Source organism: Neolewinella sp. (assembly GCF_965214665.1).
Lineage (GTDB): Bacteria > Bacteroidota > Bacteroidia > Chitinophagales > Saprospiraceae > Neolewinella.
Map to the genome: position 1 here is coordinate 1,751,549 of NZ_OZ243970.1, position 15,568 is coordinate 1,767,116.

Here is a 15,568-nt window from a genome sequence, read left to right on the forward strand (position 1 = left end):
CCTTCCCCCTAAAAGCTCCACCGCAGACCCACCCCCTCACCCACCGCGCCGAGCAGCAGCCCGTAGCCGTCGTTGCGTCCGCTGGCCACGAAGTAGTTGACCAGGTCGAAGACAAACAGGAAGCCCCCCTGCAGCAGCACCGCCTTCCCGTAGCCCCGCAACCGATCGGCATCTACCTCCGGCCGCCGGCCCCGTTCCAGCAGGTACAAGCCCCCCAGCAGGTAGCCCACGTCCAGCCCCGCATTGAACAGCAGCACCTTCTGAAAGGTCTGCTCCTTCTGTAGGGCCGCAAAGACCCCAAGCGTAGCCGGCTCCCGCAGCGCCGTATAGTACCCAAAACCGGCAATGCCCAGGTTCACCACGTTCCAAATTGCATTCATCTCGTGAAACCGTCGAGTCTCACCCGTAGTGTTGGCGCGTAGGGCTAGCCCCAGCCCGATGTTCCCTACCGCCCACCCCCCGAGTACTAGCATGGCCGTACGCTGGTGCGCCACCCGCTCCGAGTGAAGGTCAAGCTCCGGCTGCACTAGCTCCTGGGCGGGGACGCAGGTGCAAAGTAAAAGGAAGAGGAGTAGCAATAGAGTCGTGCGCATACGCATGGGTCGAGGCGTTGTACGCCGGGGGGGGTTATTTATGAACTATGAACGTAGAATTCTCTTAGGGGTTATTCTCACCGTATAGCGCTGCCGGAGGCAGCATTTTTCTGGCGCGGCCTGAGGCCGCATTGTACTGGGGATTGTACCATGCTACGAAGATTCATCGGCCACTACCACACCATCGTCCCCCACCTGCTACGCAGCTTCGTGGTGGACTACCGCCGGGAGCGCATTACCACCCCGGACGATGACTTTCTCGACCTCGACTGGATGCACCACCCCGCTAGCCGCCGCCTGGTCATTTTGAGCCACGGACTGGAGGGCGATAGCACGAAGGTGTACATCGCCAGCGCCGCCCACTTCTTTCACCGCCAGGGTTATAATGTGCTGGCCTGGAACTGCCGCAGTTGTTCCGGAGAAATGAACCGCACCCGTAAGCTCTACAGCCACGGCCAGAGTGAGGATCTGCAAACCGTTGTGGACCATGCCGTTGCCACCGGTAACTTCGACCGGATCGTTCTGGTGGGCTATAGCATGGGCGGCAACCTCACCCTGAAGTACCTTGGCACGGTAGGCCGCGACCGCCCCGCGCAGGTGACCCACGGGGTGGCCTTTTCCGCCCCCTGCTTCATTCAGCACAGCGTCGATAGCCTGGAGCGGCGTGATAACTGGATCTACAAACGCAAGTTCTTCCGGGCGCTAGCGGCCAAGATCGCGGCTAAGGAGGCGCAGTATCCCGGTATCGTCGATCTGAGTCAGCTTGACCAGATACGGGTATGGCGCGATTTCGACCGGGCATTTTCCATGGTGATCGGCGGCTATTCCGATCTCGACGACTTCTATGCCTACCTCTCCTCGGGGCACTACGTAGCGGATACCACTGCCCCGGTGCTCATCGTCAATGCCCTCAACGATCCCATCGTACCCCCGGCCTGTACCCCCCGCGCGCTGGGCCGTACTCACCCCCTCATCACTGTCGAAGAGCCCCGGGGCGGGGGCCACGTCGGTTTTGCCCTACGCGGTAAAACGCACAACCGCATGGACGAGCGGGCACTGGCCTTTATCCAGTCCTAGCGGCTGGGCTCAGCGGCGGCCGTGCGCACGAATATATTCGCCGAGATGGGTGCAAGGCGCAAGCTACCGCTGAGTGGCTCACCGATTCCCTGCGCGTTGACCTCACTGCCGTCCACTACCTGCTGCCACGTCCCCTCCGGTAGGATAAGCTCCCGGCTGGCGTTCTTCCCGTTTAGAACGACGTAGATGTCGGACCACTGATCGGCCGGGGCATCCTGGATACGGTAGCTAATGAATTGACCATCCTCTACCGACTTGTCGAAGCTCAGGTGCTGGACGATACGCTCGGCGCTTCCCAGGCGAAAGGCGGGATGAGCCTTGCGCAGGGCGATGAGGTCGCGGACGTAGGCCACCGTAGTGGCGTGCTGCCCCTTAGTTTCCCACTTGATGGCGTTAACGGCGTCGGGGCTGTTGTAGCTGTTCTCGTTGCCCCCCTTGCTACGCAGCATCTCCGTGCCGGCGTGGAGGAAGGGGATGCCCTGGGAGGTCAGTACGGTGGCTAGGGCCAGTCGGTGCATCCGTTCGCGGGTGGCGCGGCTATCCCGGGGATTACTGATCGCCAGGCGGTCCCAGAGGGTGTGATTATCGTGGCAACTGACATAGTTCACGCACTGGCTCGGTTCCGGGGCCCAGGGACCGGAGCTGTAGTTGATGCTATCGTAGGCGAGTTGCGGGTGGCGAGTTGCGCCGACGATACCGAAGCGGACCGATTCGGCCCTATCGGTAGCCCCACTGACGAAGCCCCGTTCCTCGTGGTTAAATACACTACCCTTGAGGGCGTCGCGCACGTCGTCGCTGAAGGCAGCCACCCGGCGGAGCTTAGGGGTATTTACCTTCAGGGCGCGCAGGCTATCGGGTAGTGGGCTAGGGCCCGCCGCCCAACCCTCTCCGTAGAGCAGAATGGTGGAGTCGATGCCGTGCAGGGTCTCGGCCACGTCGTTCATGGTGGCGATGTCGTGGATGCCCATCAGGTCGAAGCGGAAGCCGTCCACATGGTACTCATCCACCCAGTATTCGAGCGACTCGCGAATGTACTTGCGCACCATGGGCCGGTCACTGGCGATCTCATTGCCGCAGCCACTGGCGTTGCTGAAGGTGCCGTCTTCATTAAAACGGTAGAAGTAATCCGGGATAAGCAATTGAAAATTACTGTTTTCAGTACGCCCGGTGTGGTTGTATACCACGTCCATCACCACGCGGATGCCGGCATCGTGCAGCGCCTTTACCATGATCTTAAACTCCCGAATGCGCGCCTTCCCATTGGCCGGATCGGTCGAGTAGCTCCCCTCGGGCACGTTGTAATTCTGGGGGTCGTAGCCCCAGTTGTACTGGGCGGAGTCGAGCCGGGCCTCGTCTACGCTCCAGTAGTCGAAGCTGGGTAGCAGGTGTACGTGGGTTACCCCCATATCGATAAGGTGATCCAGCCCCGTTGTGTCGCCGTTCGGGGTCACCGTACCACGCTCGGTCAGTCCCAGAAACTTGCCCTTGTGTCTGATCCCCGAGTTTGGATCGATACTGAGGTCGCGCACGTGCAGTTCGTAGATCACCGCGTCGGTGGGTGTGCCGAAGGCGGGTCGGCGGTCGTCTTCCCAACCCGTGGGGTCGGTATCCAGCAGATTCACTACCTGACCGCGCCAGCCGTTGGTGCCGGCGGCCGTTGCGTAAGGATCGGTGGCCTCACCCAGCCAGCGGCCGTTCTGTTTAATTTCGAAGGTGTAGTAGGTGCCGTCCTGATCGCCATCGACGGTGGTGGTCCAGGCGCCATCCACCTCCTGCATCTTCTGCGTGGTGTGGGGGGCTACGTCCCGCACGTCGGTATCGTACAGCCGCAGGCGAGCCTCCTGAGCAGCGGGCGACCAGAGCTTAAAGGTGGTGGACGTAGCGGTATAGGTCACGCCCAGATCGGCGTAGGGGTACACGGGGTAATCCTCCAGTGTATTGTACTGGGGCCGGGGTTCGGAGCAACTCACAACGACAAGGCTTAGGCAGAGAATGAAAAGGTAGCGGGCAACCATTTGGGGGGCGGTTTAGTCCTGCAGTAGGCGGGCCATCGTCTGCCCGAACTGCCGGTGTAAGATAGCGCCCCGGTGGCCCGTTTCCGGCAGGCCGATCAATTCCACCCGGTCGGGGGCGGCATCCTTAAGCTCCTCGGCCATGCTGTAGGGAATAAAATCATCCGCCTGCCCGTGCAGTACGGTGACCGGGCAGTTGGCCTGACGCACGTTTTCGACGTTCTCCAGGGGGTACTTAAGAATAAAGTCCGGTACGGCCCAAAACCACAGGTTTTTCATCGCCGTCACGCTGACGTAGGGCGCCACCAGTACGCAATGCTCCGGGGTATTGTGGGCAGCCAGGTAGCTGGCCATGCCGGTGCCGAGGGAGTAGCCCACCAGGATGATCTGCGCCTCTCCGTAGCGCGCCGCCAGACTGTCATACACCAGCTGGGCATCGCCCATCAATTGTTTTTCCGATTCAATCTCCCCCCTACTCTTCCCGTAGCCCCGGTAGTCGAACAGGTACAGATCGTAATTGGTATCGATGAGCTCGCGGGTCTGGTAGAGACTGCGTCGGTTGCTTCCGCGGTTGCCGTGCAGGTAGAGGATGGCACCCTGCGCCGCCGGGTGGGTAAAGGCGAGCAGGCTAAGGTCCGTGCCGTCCGGCGTACGGATCACCGCCTCCGTACCCTGCTCGAAGGCGTAGGACGAGGGCAGTTCACGGGGATGAAAGATGAGTCGCTCCTGGAAGAAGTAGAGAAGTACGCACAGCAGCACGTATCCGAGGCCCAGGGCCAGGCCCAGGCGTTTGATCCATTTCATAGCTTAAAGGACACCTCAGCTCCGCTACCGGTTGCTATTCTACTGAGCGGAGCAGACCCATGCCAGTGATAAAGAAGATCAGCCCTACGATGGCCACGCCCCAGGCATTTTGTCCGAGTGTTAGTTGCCCCGGATTGAAAATTGCCAGTACCCCGAAGGCCAGACCGATCGCGCCAAGTACGGTGAAGACGAGCGCCAAAATTTTCTTCACTTGCATGCGAATTTTTGGGCAAGATAGCCCCTACGCCAAAAGATCGTGCACCACGTGCCCGTGTACATCCGTAAGCCGGTAGCGCCGCCCCTGGTGCTTGAAGATTAACCGCTCGTGGTCTACCCCCAGTAGGTGGAGCATCGTGGCCTGTAGATCGTGTACGTGTACCCCATTCTCCTGAATGTTGTAACCGAAGTCATCGGTCTTACCGTACACCAGACCGGGCTTCACGCCACCGCCGGCCATCCAGATACTGAAGCAGCGCGGGTGGTGATCGCGCCCGTAATTGTCCTTCGTAAGCCGGCCCTGGCTGAAGCTGGTGCGACCGAACTCGCCGCCCCAGATCACCAGTGTATCCTCCAGTAGGCCCCGCTGCTTAAGGTCGGTAACTAGCGCGGCACTGGCCTGATCGGAGCTGCGCGTCATGTCCTGAATCTCACTGGGTAGGTTACCGTGCTGGTCCCAACCCATGTGGTACAACTGCACGAAGGGTACGTCGCGCTCGGCCAGGCGGCGGGCCAGTAGACAGTTAGCGGCAAAGGTGCCGGGCTTACGCGCCTCCTCGCCGTAAAGCTCGAAGATGTGATCCGGCTCGTCGCTGAAGTCGGTCATCTCCGGCACACTGGCCTGCATCCGGTAGGCCATCTCGTACTGGCTGATCTTGGAGTCGATCTCTGGATCGCCCCAGTGTACCTGCTGCTCACGGTCCAGGGCTGTGAGTACGTCGAGCTCGCTGCGGCGGGCCTGCCGCGTGATGCCGTCTGGGTTGTTGAGGTAAAGCACCGGGTCGCTGCCGCTGCGGAACTGTACCCCCTGGTGGTGACTGGGCAGGAAGCCACTGCCCCAGGACTGCATGTTGAGGCTCTGTACGTCGCTGCGGCCCTTAGAAAGCAGCACCACGAAGGCCGGCAGATTATCGTTCGTGCTACCCAGCCCGTAGCTCATCCAGGCCCCGAAGCTCGGCCGGCCCACCTGCTGGGACCCCGTCTGCATGAAGATCGTAGCCGGCTCGTGGTTGATTGCCTCGGTGTACATCGTGGTGACCATACAGAGGTCCTCGGCCACCTGGGCGGTGTAGGGCATGAGGGAGCTAAAGTAGCCCCCCGTTTTGGCGTGTTGCGTAAAGGGAAAGATGGACCCAGCCAGCGGAAAGCTTGACTGCGAGGCCAGCATACCGGTGACCCGCTGATTGCCCCGCACGCTATCGGGGATCTCCTCGCCCCAGCGCTCGTGCAGTAGTGGCTTGTAGTCGAAGGTCTCCAGCTGCGACGGGGCGCCGGCCTGGAAGAGGTAGATCACCCGTTTGGCCGTTGGAGCATGGTGTAGCTGCGGCAGGGCGCCTCTGCCGGCATTGCCCTTTCCGCTGAGGCTTGCACCGGCGGCCCCGCCCGGGAGAAGTAGGGAGCTGAGGGCTAGGCCACCCAGACCCTTAGTAGTGGTCTTGAGAAACTCACGGCGGGAGGCCAGGTAATGAGCGCGTTGGAGATCGGTCATGCTTAGTTCTTATAATAGCCCTCGGTAGAATTCATGACGGTATTGGCGACGCGGGCCATAGCGGCGATGCGGGCGGGACCGGCGCTGAGGTCAGTTTCGTGGTAGCCCGTGCTAAGGAACTCCATCGTGGCCACGGGGTTGTCGGCGAAGTAATTGAGCTCGTGCTCGTAGTACTGGGTAATGATCTCCAGCTCGTTGGTGGTGGGCGCGCGGCCGATCAGGGAGGTGAAGACCTGCTTAGTGGCTTCGACGTCGCTGCGGTTGGCCCCAAGCATGTTGCTGGCCAGCACCCGACAGGCTTCGATCACCTGCGGGTCGTTGAGCAGCACCAGGGCCTGCAGGGGGGTATTGGAACGGGTACGGCGCACCTGGCACTCGCTGCGCAGACTGGCATCAAAGACCAGCATACTGGGCGGCGGGGCGTTACGCTTGAAGAAGGAGTAGAGGCTGCGGCGGTAGAGTCCTCGGGTACTATCGATCTGGTAATCGGGGAAAAAGGGGTGGGAGACCGTCTCCGTCCATAAGCCCGCCGGCTGGTAGGGAAAGGTGGACGGGCCTCCGACATCGTGCTGCAGCAGACCGCTAACGGCCAGTGCGTTATCACGCACCATCTCCGCACTACGGCGGTAGCGGGGGCCACGAGCCAGCAGGTGATTATCGGGGTCGCTTTCCTTTAGTTCGGGGCGGATAACACTCGACTGCCGGTAGGTGGCCGAGGTGACCATCATGCGAATTAATCGCTTCACGTCCCAGCCGTTTTCGCGGAAGTCCACGGCCAGCCAGTCCAGCAGCTCGGGGTGGGTAGGCAGGGCGCCCTGGTTACCGAAGTCCTCCACCGATTCTACAATCCCCCGGCCGAACATCAGGTACCACATCTGATTGACGGCCACCCGACTGGTAAGCGGGTGATCCTGATGGGTGAGCCAGCGGGCGAGCCCCAGGCGGTTCTTAGCCTCTCCTTCAGTCCACGGCAGCATGGTCTCGGGCACGTCCGGCGTCACGGGCTTACCGTGGGCGTCATACACCCCGCGGTCAAGGATAAAAGTAGGCCGGGTGTGCATGTCGTTGTCGCCCATCACCATAATTTCGCGTACGGTGTCGATGGTGTTTACCTCGCGCTGACGCAACTGCTGTAGTTTCTCTCGCTGAGCGATGAGGCCCTTATCCTGGTGTAGCCGGTAGTATTCATTTAGCTCTTCGGGATTTTTTCCGACCTCAAACTGACCCAGGGGTTGAGCGTAGAGGTACCGGGCTATCAGATCCCCTGCCTCAACGTTGAGTACCCGCAGCTCATCGATCTCCCCCCCGTTAAAGTCGTCGTCGTAGTGCTGGGAACCGACGATGAGCCCTTCGTAGCCCATGTACACCGTAGCCCGGGAGTCTAGGTAGGGGCGGGTACTGCGCACTAGGTGATTGCGCATTACGGTGGGGTCAACGCGCTTGCCGTTGCGGTATACGCGCATACCGGCCGCATCACTGCTACCGTCGTAGGACCACACGATGTGGTTCCACTCCCCGTCCCGTAGCGGCTCGTCGATCCGTAGGTCAATGGACTGGTAGGGGTGAGCGTGGTTGAGGCGTAGGTGTACGCGGTTGGAGTCAAGCATCACGTCCCAGCCGCGGTAGCCCTGGATGCGATTGTTGCTGTTGTACAGAAAGTGCGCCTCCTCGTACAGCTTCGGCGCCTTGATCCAGAAACTCACCGTGAAGGGGTCGCTGCGCTCGAAACGCGAGGCCATGCCATCGGTGACCAGCTTACCTCCCGATAGTTTGATGCCCCGACCGACCTTACTCGGCACCACGTCGAGCTGATTGTACTTCAACTGCCGTCCGGGGGCCAGGTCCTTTACCTCCCCCCCATCGAAGGTGAGGTGATTGACCGTCTTAGTTTGTAAGTAGTTGCCGATCTCCCGCTCAGTAGGCACACTGGGCGGGGCCGCCGGTGCGGCGCTAGTGGTGGAAGCTATTCGCTCCTCTTCGGCGGCGATCATTTCCAGGAGATGGGCACGAATCCGCTCCGTTTCCGCGGCGGGCAACTGCAGGGTGGGGCCGGCGTTCATGGCCAGGCTGTCGGGTACCATCTGTCCGTTCTCCACGCCATTGAAGGCGAAGATGCCGTCGCCGCGCTCCACAGTATTGTTGAAAAAGCCGTAGAGCTGGTAGTAATTCTCCTGACTAAACGGGTCGTACTTGTGATCGTGGCAGCGGGCGCAGCCGACGGTAAGTCCCATGAAGGCGGTGCCGACGGTATTGGCGCGGTCGGCCACGTACTCCACCCGAAATTCCTCGGGAATGATGCCCCCCTCAGAGTTTTGCTTGTGGTTGCGGTTAAAGCTGGTGGCCAGCATCTGATCGCGGGTGGGATGATCCAGCAGGTCGCCCCCGAGTTGCCACTCGACGAACTTATCGTAGGGCAGGTTTTCGTTGTACGACTTGATGACCCAGTCGCGGTAGGGCCACATGGCGTGGTGAAAATCATCGAGGTAGCCCTCGGAGTCGGCAAAGCGGGCTACGTCCATCCAGTGGGTAGCCATCCGCTCGCCGTAAGTGGACCGGGCCAGGAGGGTATCGACCAGGGTTTCGTACCAGTCGGTGGCCGGATCGTCACTCCAGTGGGCGATTTCGTCGAGAGTAGGTGGTAAGCCGGTGAGGTCGAAGTAGGCACGGCGGATCAGGTAGGGACGCTCGGCCTCGGGGGATGGGGTGATGCCTTCGCGCTCCAGGCGCTGAGCCACAAAGCGGTCAATTTCATTGCGGGCCCAGCCCTCCCCGGCGGTGGGTACCTGCGGGCGCTCGGGGGCGGTAAAGGCCCAGTGGGCCTTGTACTCCGCGCCCTGCTCGACCCACTTGGTGAGAATAGCGATCTCTTCTACGTTGAGGCTGAGGTGAGATTCCGGGGTGGGCATCATCACGTTCGGGTTATCGGAATTGATGCGGCGGACGAGCTCACTGCCGCTCAAGCTCCCCGGCTTGATGGCTACCCCATTGCCGCTTTCCAGCACGGCGTAGGCACCGGCTTCGGTATCGAGCCGCAGACCCGCCTGCTGGTTACGGGCATCGGGGCCGTGACAGGCAAAGCAGCGATCGCTCAGTATGGGCTTGACGTCGAAGTTGTAGTCGACCGTTTCCGGCAGTGCGGCGTAAGCCTCCGCTACCCCGTCCTTGAGGTCGGGACCACAGGCCGTGATGAGGAGCAGGAGTAAGCTAATGAGAGATAGGGTATAAGGGTGCAAATCGACGGAGTTAGGCGACCCCTAAAGTACGGGGAAATAGTAAGTTATGTGCGTTTTTTTCTATGCTATTTCGCCCACGTACGGAGGCGGACGGGGGTAGGCCGTCCGACCGGGGTAGGCCGTCCGACCGGGGTAGGCCGTCCGACCGGGGTGGGCCGTCCGACCGGGGTGGGCCGTCCGACCGGGGTAGGCCGTCCGACCGGGGTAGGCCGTCCGACCGGGGTAGGCCGTCCGACCGGGGTGGGCCGTCCGACCGGGTAGGCCGAAGTCGCTATCTTGTGTAGCACAAAGCCATTCCGGTGCCCCACCTCTCCCGCCGCCGCTTCCTTATCCTCGCCGGCCTGCCCGTCGTGTACGCCAGCAGGCTACCCGCCGGTATAAGCTTACTGGGTCTACCCCCCAGTGATCCCACCCTACCCGGTAAGCATCCCGGCCTCACCATCCTCAACGACCGGCCCATCAACGCCGAAACGCCAGCTCACCTCCTAGACCAAGCCGTCACCGCGGCCGATAGACTCTTCGTACGCAACAACGGCCTGGCACCTGCGGCCGCGCCCAACCCTGACGAATGGACGCTCACAGTAAGCGGAGAATGTATAGCTGACAGCAAAACCTTCACCCTACAGGAGCTGAAGCAGAACTTCAGGTCCTATACTTACCGACTCACATTGGAATGTGGCGGTAATGGCCGTAAAGAATTCAGTCCCCCCGCCCACGGCAATCAGTGGGGCACCGGCGCGGTAGGCTGCCCGGAGTGGACGGGGGTGCGCCTGCGCGACGTGCTTGACGCGGCCGGCTATGATCGCGACCGCGCCGTGTACGTCGGCTACTACGGCGCGGATACCCACCTGAGCGGCGACCCCGACAAAGTGGTCATCTCCCGCGGCGTACCCATCGCCAAGGCCCTGGAGGACGAAAGCCTTATCGCCTGGGCTATGAACGGCGAGCCGCTACCGCTGCTCAACGGCTTTCCCCTGCGACTGGTCTTCGGTGGCTACCCCGCCAGCTGCTCCGGCAAGTGGCTCTCAAAAATTGTCGTGCGCGACCAGGTACACGACGGCGAGAAGATGGGCGGACAATCGTACCGCGTACCCTGCGAGCCGGTTGCTCCCGGTAGTGAGGTAGCGGATAGCGATATGTGTATCATCGAAGAGATGCCGGTCAAGAGCCTCATCACTTCCCCCATGACCGGGGCCGTACTTAGCCGCCCCACCCTTTCTGTGGCGGGACACGCCTGGTGCGGTAGTGCAGCCGTTGCCCGGGTGGACTATAGCATCGACTTCGGGGCCACTTGGTCCCCCTGCGCGCTAACCCGCCCGGTGAACCGCTTTGCCTGGCAGCAGTTCTCGGCGGAGGTGCGGTTCCCCCAAGCGGGCTACTACGAGGTTTGGGCACGGGCCACCGACGAGCGGGGCGTAGCCCAACCCATGGTCTTACCCAACTGGAACCCCCGTGGCTACCTAAATAATGCCTGTCACCGGATCGCTGTAAAGGTACTATCGTGAGCAAGTTACGTACCATCAGTTGCTTTTACCTGGCTGGTTTACTAGCGCTGGGTTATGCGTGTCAGACGGATACTTCGGAAACGGAATCCTTGCCCCCTACGACCGGCGTGGTAGCCGGCGTGGACACGCTGACGGGACTCATCGCCCAGGGCGACTATCTCCTCGTCAAGGGCAACTGCCTGGCCTGCCACAGCTCCAAACTCATCACCCAAAACCGCGCTACCCGTGAGGGGTGGCTGCGCATGATCCGCTGGATGCAGCACAAGCACGGGCTGCAAGATCTTGGGGACCGGGAAGGCCCCATCCTGGACTACTTGGCGGAGCATTATGCAGCGGGTGATGAGACGGTACGCCGTCAGCCTCTAGAGGTAAACTGGTATGAGCTGGAGCAGTAGTCAGGCTTTGGTCTTGCCCTTTTTTGCACTGGCTTTCTTCTTCGGCGTCGGCTTCAGCATGTAGTTAAAACCCTTGCGCAGCAGCCCGATCACCTCGTCGGTCACGTAGCTCTCGTCGCGCAGTCGGATGTGGTGGATGTATTTGTTCTTGCCCATATTATCTAGCCGAGCCGTTTTGATGACGGGGCTTTTAAGCAGTTCACCGTAGAAAAAAGCCACGTCCAGCTCGGCCTTCATGGGCCGCACGACCATCCAGGCCTTACCGTTGTTAAAAATGATCGCGGCCTTTCCCGCCCCGATGGTTTGGGGTTGCCAGTCGGCCACGGCCAGTAGCAGGGCATCAAAGGCCAGGGTCAGCTCCGGGGGCCGCTCGGCCAGTAGGTCCTCGATGGTGTGGTGGCTACAGTAGTGCTGTTGGTTTTGGCGGAAGAATTCACGGTGGCAGTTGGGGCAGGTCCAGATCTCCATGTTGGGTAAACGGGGGGCGGGGCTGGGAGTTGGTTTGGGGGTGGTTGGTCATCACTTAGTCGGGACAGGACAAAAAGATTAGAAAAGCGATGATTCACCCTGCAATTTTATTTTTAAAAAGTAAAATTGCAGGGTGAATAGGCAGTTTCTGCAAATTACGAATCAAAATCGTAATTTGCAAAAATGCAAGTATTACCCCGGCAACTTACCAGTCGAATAATTGATGATCTTCTTTACTTTCCCGTAGTTGGCATCGTTGGTCCACGCCAGGTGGGGAAAACAACACTAGCACGAAAGATTGCGGAGGGGCAGTCAACACGACTGCTCGATCTTCAGCGTCCTGCTGACTATGCACAGCTCGAGCAGTCCGAGTTTCTCCTTCCAGACCTTGCGGAGAAACTGATAGTGATAGACGAAATGCAATTGATGCCCGAACTATTTGGTCGTCTTCGTCCTATTGTTGACGAAGACCGCAGGCCCGGTCGTTTTTTGCTGCTCGGTTCAGCCTCACCGGATTTGATGAGAGGTGCGTCGGAATCATTAGCGGGTCGCGTGACCTACACGGAGCTCACCCCACTCAGTCTGACCGAACTTTCAGCTCCGGCCGCCGAATGGCAAAAGCACTTGTTGCTCGGTGGATTCCCCGAACCTTACCTACAGCTTCCTGCAGAGCGGGTGACCCCTTGGTACCGGGCATTTATAATGACCTATCTGACTCGCGACTTATCGGAATTAGGAAGATCGGTCAACCAAGGCGAATTCAACCGCCTATTGCGTATGCTGGCACATGACCACGGCGGATTGTTTAACGCTAGTGCGCTATCGAGATCTCTCACGGTTACCAACGATACTATTCGTCGGTACATCGATATTCTGGAACGCTCGATGCTACTGCGGCGCCTGCCCCCCTACCTACCCAACCTGCGAAAGCGACTGATCAAGAGCCCGAGACTGTATCTCCGCGACTCGGGAATGCGTCACTACTTACTTGGTATCCAAGACTTTTCTACTCTTCTAGGTCACCCCGGTATTGGGGCGTCGTGGGAAGGATACGTGATTGAAGAGATCGCAAGGAACGCTGGACCGGATACTCAATTCTCCTTCTTCAGGACGGCAGATGGAACGGAAATAGATTTGGTCATCGAATCAGGCAGCAGGTTACTCGCCGTGGAGTGCAAATTTTCCGATGCGCCGAAGTTAAGTAAAGGCTTCTATACAGCACAGCAGCTCATTCAACCCCATCATAGCTACATCATTACCCCCAGCTCTAACCGCTACGCCGTCAATCAACATACGACGGTCATTAATCTTCCTGACTTTCTCTACGAAATTGCAGCGCTAGGTATATAGGGCCTCCATAAGGTTCAGCTTAGTTTCGTCAGACCGATTAGCAACTCGTTATCGCCCTCGGACAGCGGCAACCTACCTGCGGCTGGAGGGAGCGGACGGGAACGTGTGGGAGGAGGACTTTGACATAGGGAAGTAGCCGCTACAGCGTAGCTACCGTCCGGTTCGGAATGCGGCGGCCGTAGTTCTGCATACAGAGCACCTTATTTTCCAGCGACTCCACCACCGGTATGGTGAAATCGACCCCCTCCAATATACCAGCGCCACGCAGGCCACCGGGGCTTTCCAGATTGATCTCCAGGAGGCGATCACCGGCAATGTCGAGGCCAACCAGGAACATACCATCGGCGATGAGTTTGGGGCGGATGAGCTCGATCATCTTGAGCATAGCGGGGGTGATCTCAGCTTTCTGGGCTGACCCACCAGCGTGAATATTATTGCGAATGTCATCGCTGGCACTCAACCGGTGAACAGCGGCGTACTTACCATCCACCATCAGCGGCTTGCCATTCATCAGAAACAGCCGAATATCGCCCTCGGCCGCAGCGGGCATGAACTCCTGGGCGATCACGTAGCCCTGCTGGGCGATCACCTCCACGATCTGCTTAAGGTTAGGGTGGTCGTCTTCGCGCACGACAAACACGTTCCGGCCCCCGGAGCCCAGCAGGGGCTTGAGGATGATGTCACTGCCCTCCTCTTCGGCAAAGCGACGGATATCCTCGATACGCCGGGTAATGATGGTGCGGGGCCGCACACTTTCCGGAAACTGCTGCAGGTACATCTTATTCAGGGCGTGGCTGAGTCCGTAGGGATCGTTGACCACGATGGTGCCCTGCTGGGTGGCGAGCTGGCCGAACATGAGTCCGGCGTTGGTCGCCCAGCCGCGGTCGGCGGCATCCTCGCCGGGGTCGTTGCGCAGGTAGATCATGTCCAGCTCGTCGGTGTAGACCGGGCGGGCGTTTTCCGCATTACCGTGCAGGGCCTCGTGGTAGGCCTCGGGATCGGCGTAGTCACCGGCCGGGGCGAAGTGGCCCAGTCCTCCAACGCGGCCGTCCCGCACGTAGTCAAGTTGACCGACACTGAAGTAGAATACCTCGTGGCCCCGCGTGTGCAGCCGGTGGGCCAGGACATTGGTGGTGAATGTGGGTCCTTCGGTCTCTACGCGGTTGACGACAAATGCTAGTCTCATGCCGGCCTAACCGGGGCAGGGCGGTGGGGTTCGCTTCTCAGCTGGGATTAGGCGCGGGAAATCAGGTCGAAAACCGTCATTCCCGCTCGCAACCGATTCAGTTTGGGATGGCCGGCCTCCCGGTCCTGCACCAGGTAACGGGGCGTCAGGGGCGGAGGACGCAGGATGCCCCGCTGGCGGAGTTCGTCGAGCAGCGGCACGTAATCGAGTCGTAACTTACCGATGAAGAGGGGTTCAAGCTCCCCGCCCCGCCCAAGGTAATCGAGCAACTCCACCAGTCCGCGTAGGTAGACGGCATCCTTGGTGAAACCCCCACCCCGGTAGATCCGCGCCGTAGTGTAAAAGGCCGCCCGCACCGGCACGCCGTGCTGTTCGTGCAGCAACTGGAAAGTCTCGTGGAAGGGATGCCCCCGCAACATGTGCGCGATGCCGACCACCCGCGCGGCCAGTATATGCAGGCGCGCCGGCGTCAGGCCATCTACGAACCACTCGCCAAGCACCGCTAGACCTTCCTGCAAATCCTCGTATCCCGGGGTGCCCGCATGTAGCAGCGTGAGGGGCTGGGCACATCCGTTCCAGTAGGTGAGCACGTGAGTGCCCACCTCGTGTTGTAGCAGCGCCTCCACGCGGCGGCGGGGTACCCGCAGCTTGTGGCCAATGTTGAGCACGCCCTGGGAAACCATCAGTCCACTCAGGTCGTCACGCATTTGTGCCCGGGGCCGGGCGGCCGGATACTGAGCGGCGAGGTAGTCCAGCTCACGCTGACTGGCCCTTAGAAAGGCGGGCGCGTCAAGGGTGTCTTCATCGGCAATGGGCGCGGAGGGAGGGAGAACCGTAAGCAGGGCGCTAGCGATCGCTAACAACTCGTCACTTACCCCACCAAAGACCTGCATACTGCCGTAGCGGAAGGTTTCGCTGCCGCGGTTGTCCAGCATATCCAGCATGCGGAAGGTCTCATTGCGTTTGTCGCGTAGGATGAATGCCAGGGTCTCATCGTGCACCTCCTCGATGGGTAGGTTGAATAGCTTCCGCATCAGGCGCTCGGGTGCTACGGGGAGGGGGCGGTAATGGAAGTCGGGCTCACCGCGGTACCCATTAGCGGTAAAGTCGGCAAAGGCCTCATCGTCGTTCGTAGCGGTGACGAGCAGAAGGAAGGGAAAACGTGTCGAGATATCGACCAGTTTGCGGTCGATCTCCCAGGCTAGCCTGTGGTCGGGGTCGGCATTTTTAGTCATACTAC

At 60.3% G+C, this 15,568-nt stretch carries 13 protein-coding genes; 4 read left to right on the forward strand and 9 right to left on the reverse strand.

The window, feature by feature from the left end; genetic code table 11:
- Nucleotides 1–8 precede the first annotated feature (8 nt).
- A complete protein-coding gene (locus ACOOHD_RS07865; protein ID WP_420461020.1) occupies nt 9–593 on the reverse strand; it encodes a DUF6992 family protein in 585 nt (194 codons plus the stop codon).
- Between the two features lie 150 nt (nt 594–743).
- On the opposite strand from ACOOHD_RS07865, the gene ACOOHD_RS07870 reads away from it, so the two are divergent.
- Entirely contained in the window at nt 744–1,670 is a 927-nt protein-coding gene (locus ACOOHD_RS07870) for a YheT family hydrolase (protein ID WP_420461021.1), read from the forward strand.
- Here ACOOHD_RS07870 and pulA read toward each other — a convergent pair.
- From pulA to ACOOHD_RS07895, 5 genes are read right to left on the reverse strand one after another with little or no spacing between them, the layout of a single operon-like run.
- On the reverse strand, nt 1,667–3,640 hold the full coding sequence (gene pulA, locus ACOOHD_RS07875) for a type I pullulanase (RefSeq protein WP_420461022.1): 1,974 nt from the start codon (nt 3,638–3,640) through the stop codon (nt 1,667–1,669). The two genes, ACOOHD_RS07870 and pulA, sit on opposite strands and share 4 nt — an antisense overlap.
- A gap of 57 nt (nt 3,641–3,697) precedes the next feature.
- Complete coding sequence (locus ACOOHD_RS07880) at nt 3,698–4,486, reverse strand: alpha/beta hydrolase (protein WP_420461023.1); 789 nt, start codon at nt 4,484–4,486, stop codon at nt 3,698–3,700.
- A 34-nt stretch (nt 4,487–4,520) separates the two neighbouring features.
- On the reverse strand, nt 4,521–4,703 hold the full coding sequence (locus ACOOHD_RS07885) for a hypothetical protein (protein ID WP_420461024.1): 183 nt from the start codon (nt 4,701–4,703) through the stop codon (nt 4,521–4,523).
- A 24-nt stretch (nt 4,704–4,727) separates the two neighbouring features.
- Nucleotides 4,728–6,191, reverse strand: coding sequence for a DUF1501 domain-containing protein (locus tag ACOOHD_RS07890; protein ID WP_420461025.1), 1,464 nt, complete (start codon nt 6,189–6,191; stop codon nt 4,728–4,730).
- A 2-nt stretch (nt 6,192–6,193) separates the two neighbouring features.
- Nucleotides 6,194–9,424 (reverse strand): DUF1553 domain-containing protein, encoded by a 3,231-nt coding sequence (locus tag ACOOHD_RS07895; protein ID WP_420461026.1) that lies wholly within the window; start codon nt 9,422–9,424, stop codon nt 6,194–6,196.
- 293 nt (nt 9,425–9,717) lie between these two features.
- Here ACOOHD_RS07895 and ACOOHD_RS07900 point away from each other — a divergent pair, with 293 nt between their 5' ends.
- Nucleotides 9,718–10,929, forward strand: coding sequence for a sulfite oxidase (locus ACOOHD_RS07900; RefSeq protein ID WP_420461413.1), 1,212 nt, complete (start codon nt 9,718–9,720; stop codon nt 10,927–10,929).
- Entirely contained in the window at nt 10,926–11,324 is a 399-nt protein-coding gene (locus ACOOHD_RS07905) for a hypothetical protein (RefSeq protein ID WP_420461027.1), read from the forward strand. Before ACOOHD_RS07900 ends, ACOOHD_RS07905 begins: the two co-directional genes overlap by 4 nt.
- Here the strand turns inward: ACOOHD_RS07905 and ACOOHD_RS07910 are convergent, their stop codons facing one another.
- Nucleotides 11,325–11,792 carry a DUF5655 domain-containing protein gene (locus ACOOHD_RS07910; protein ID WP_420461028.1) on the reverse strand — a complete coding sequence of 156 codons (468 nt, stop codon included), beginning with the start codon at nt 11,790–11,792 and terminating at the stop codon, nt 11,325–11,327.
- A 183-nt stretch (nt 11,793–11,975) separates the two neighbouring features.
- On the opposite strand from ACOOHD_RS07910, the gene ACOOHD_RS07915 reads away from it, so the two are divergent.
- Nucleotides 11,976–13,142: an ATP-binding protein gene (locus tag ACOOHD_RS07915; RefSeq protein WP_420461029.1), complete on the forward strand. Its 1,167-nt coding sequence runs from the start codon at nt 11,976–11,978 to the stop codon at nt 13,140–13,142.
- 139 nt (nt 13,143–13,281) lie between these two features.
- Here the strand turns inward: ACOOHD_RS07915 and ACOOHD_RS07920 are convergent, their stop codons facing one another.
- Nucleotides 13,282–14,328 carry a glutathione synthetase gene (locus ACOOHD_RS07920; protein ID WP_420461030.1) on the reverse strand — a complete coding sequence of 349 codons (1,047 nt, stop codon included), beginning with the start codon at nt 14,326–14,328 and terminating at the stop codon, nt 13,282–13,284.
- Between the two features lie 47 nt (nt 14,329–14,375).
- Entirely contained in the window at nt 14,376–15,563 is a 1,188-nt protein-coding gene (locus ACOOHD_RS07925; protein ID WP_420461031.1) for a flavohemoglobin expression-modulating QEGLA motif protein, read from the reverse strand.
- Nucleotides 15,564–15,568 lie beyond the last annotated feature (5 nt).

Coding starts and splice junctions, on each gene's coding strand:
- ACOOHD_RS07865 (WP_420461020.1), bottom strand. CDS start 593: ATGCGCACGACTCTATTGCTACTCCTCTTCCTTTTACTTTGCACCTGC.
- ACOOHD_RS07870 (WP_420461021.1), top strand. CDS start 744: ATGCTACGAAGATTCATCGGCCACTACCACACCATCGTCCCCCACCTG.
- ACOOHD_RS07880 (WP_420461023.1), bottom strand. CDS start 4,486: ATGAAATGGATCAAACGCCTGGGCCTGGCCCTGGGCCTCGGATACGTG.
- ACOOHD_RS07885 (WP_420461024.1), bottom strand. CDS start 4,703: ATGCAAGTGAAGAAAATTTTGGCGCTCGTCTTCACCGTACTTGGCGCG.
- ACOOHD_RS07890 (WP_420461025.1), bottom strand. CDS start 6,191: ATGACCGATCTCCAACGCGCTCATTACCTGGCCTCCCGCCGTGAGTTT.
- ACOOHD_RS07910 (WP_420461028.1), bottom strand. CDS start 11,792: ATGGAGATCTGGACCTGCCCCAACTGCCACCGTGAATTCTTCCGCCAA.
- ACOOHD_RS07915 (WP_420461029.1), top strand. CDS start 11,976: ATGCAAGTATTACCCCGGCAACTTACCAGTCGAATAATTGATGATCTT.
- ACOOHD_RS07920 (WP_420461030.1), bottom strand. CDS start 14,328: ATGAGACTAGCATTTGTCGTCAACCGCGTAGAGACCGAAGGACCCACA.
- ACOOHD_RS07925 (WP_420461031.1), bottom strand. CDS start 15,563: ATGACTAAAAATGCCGACCCCGACCACAGGCTAGCCTGGGAGATCGAC.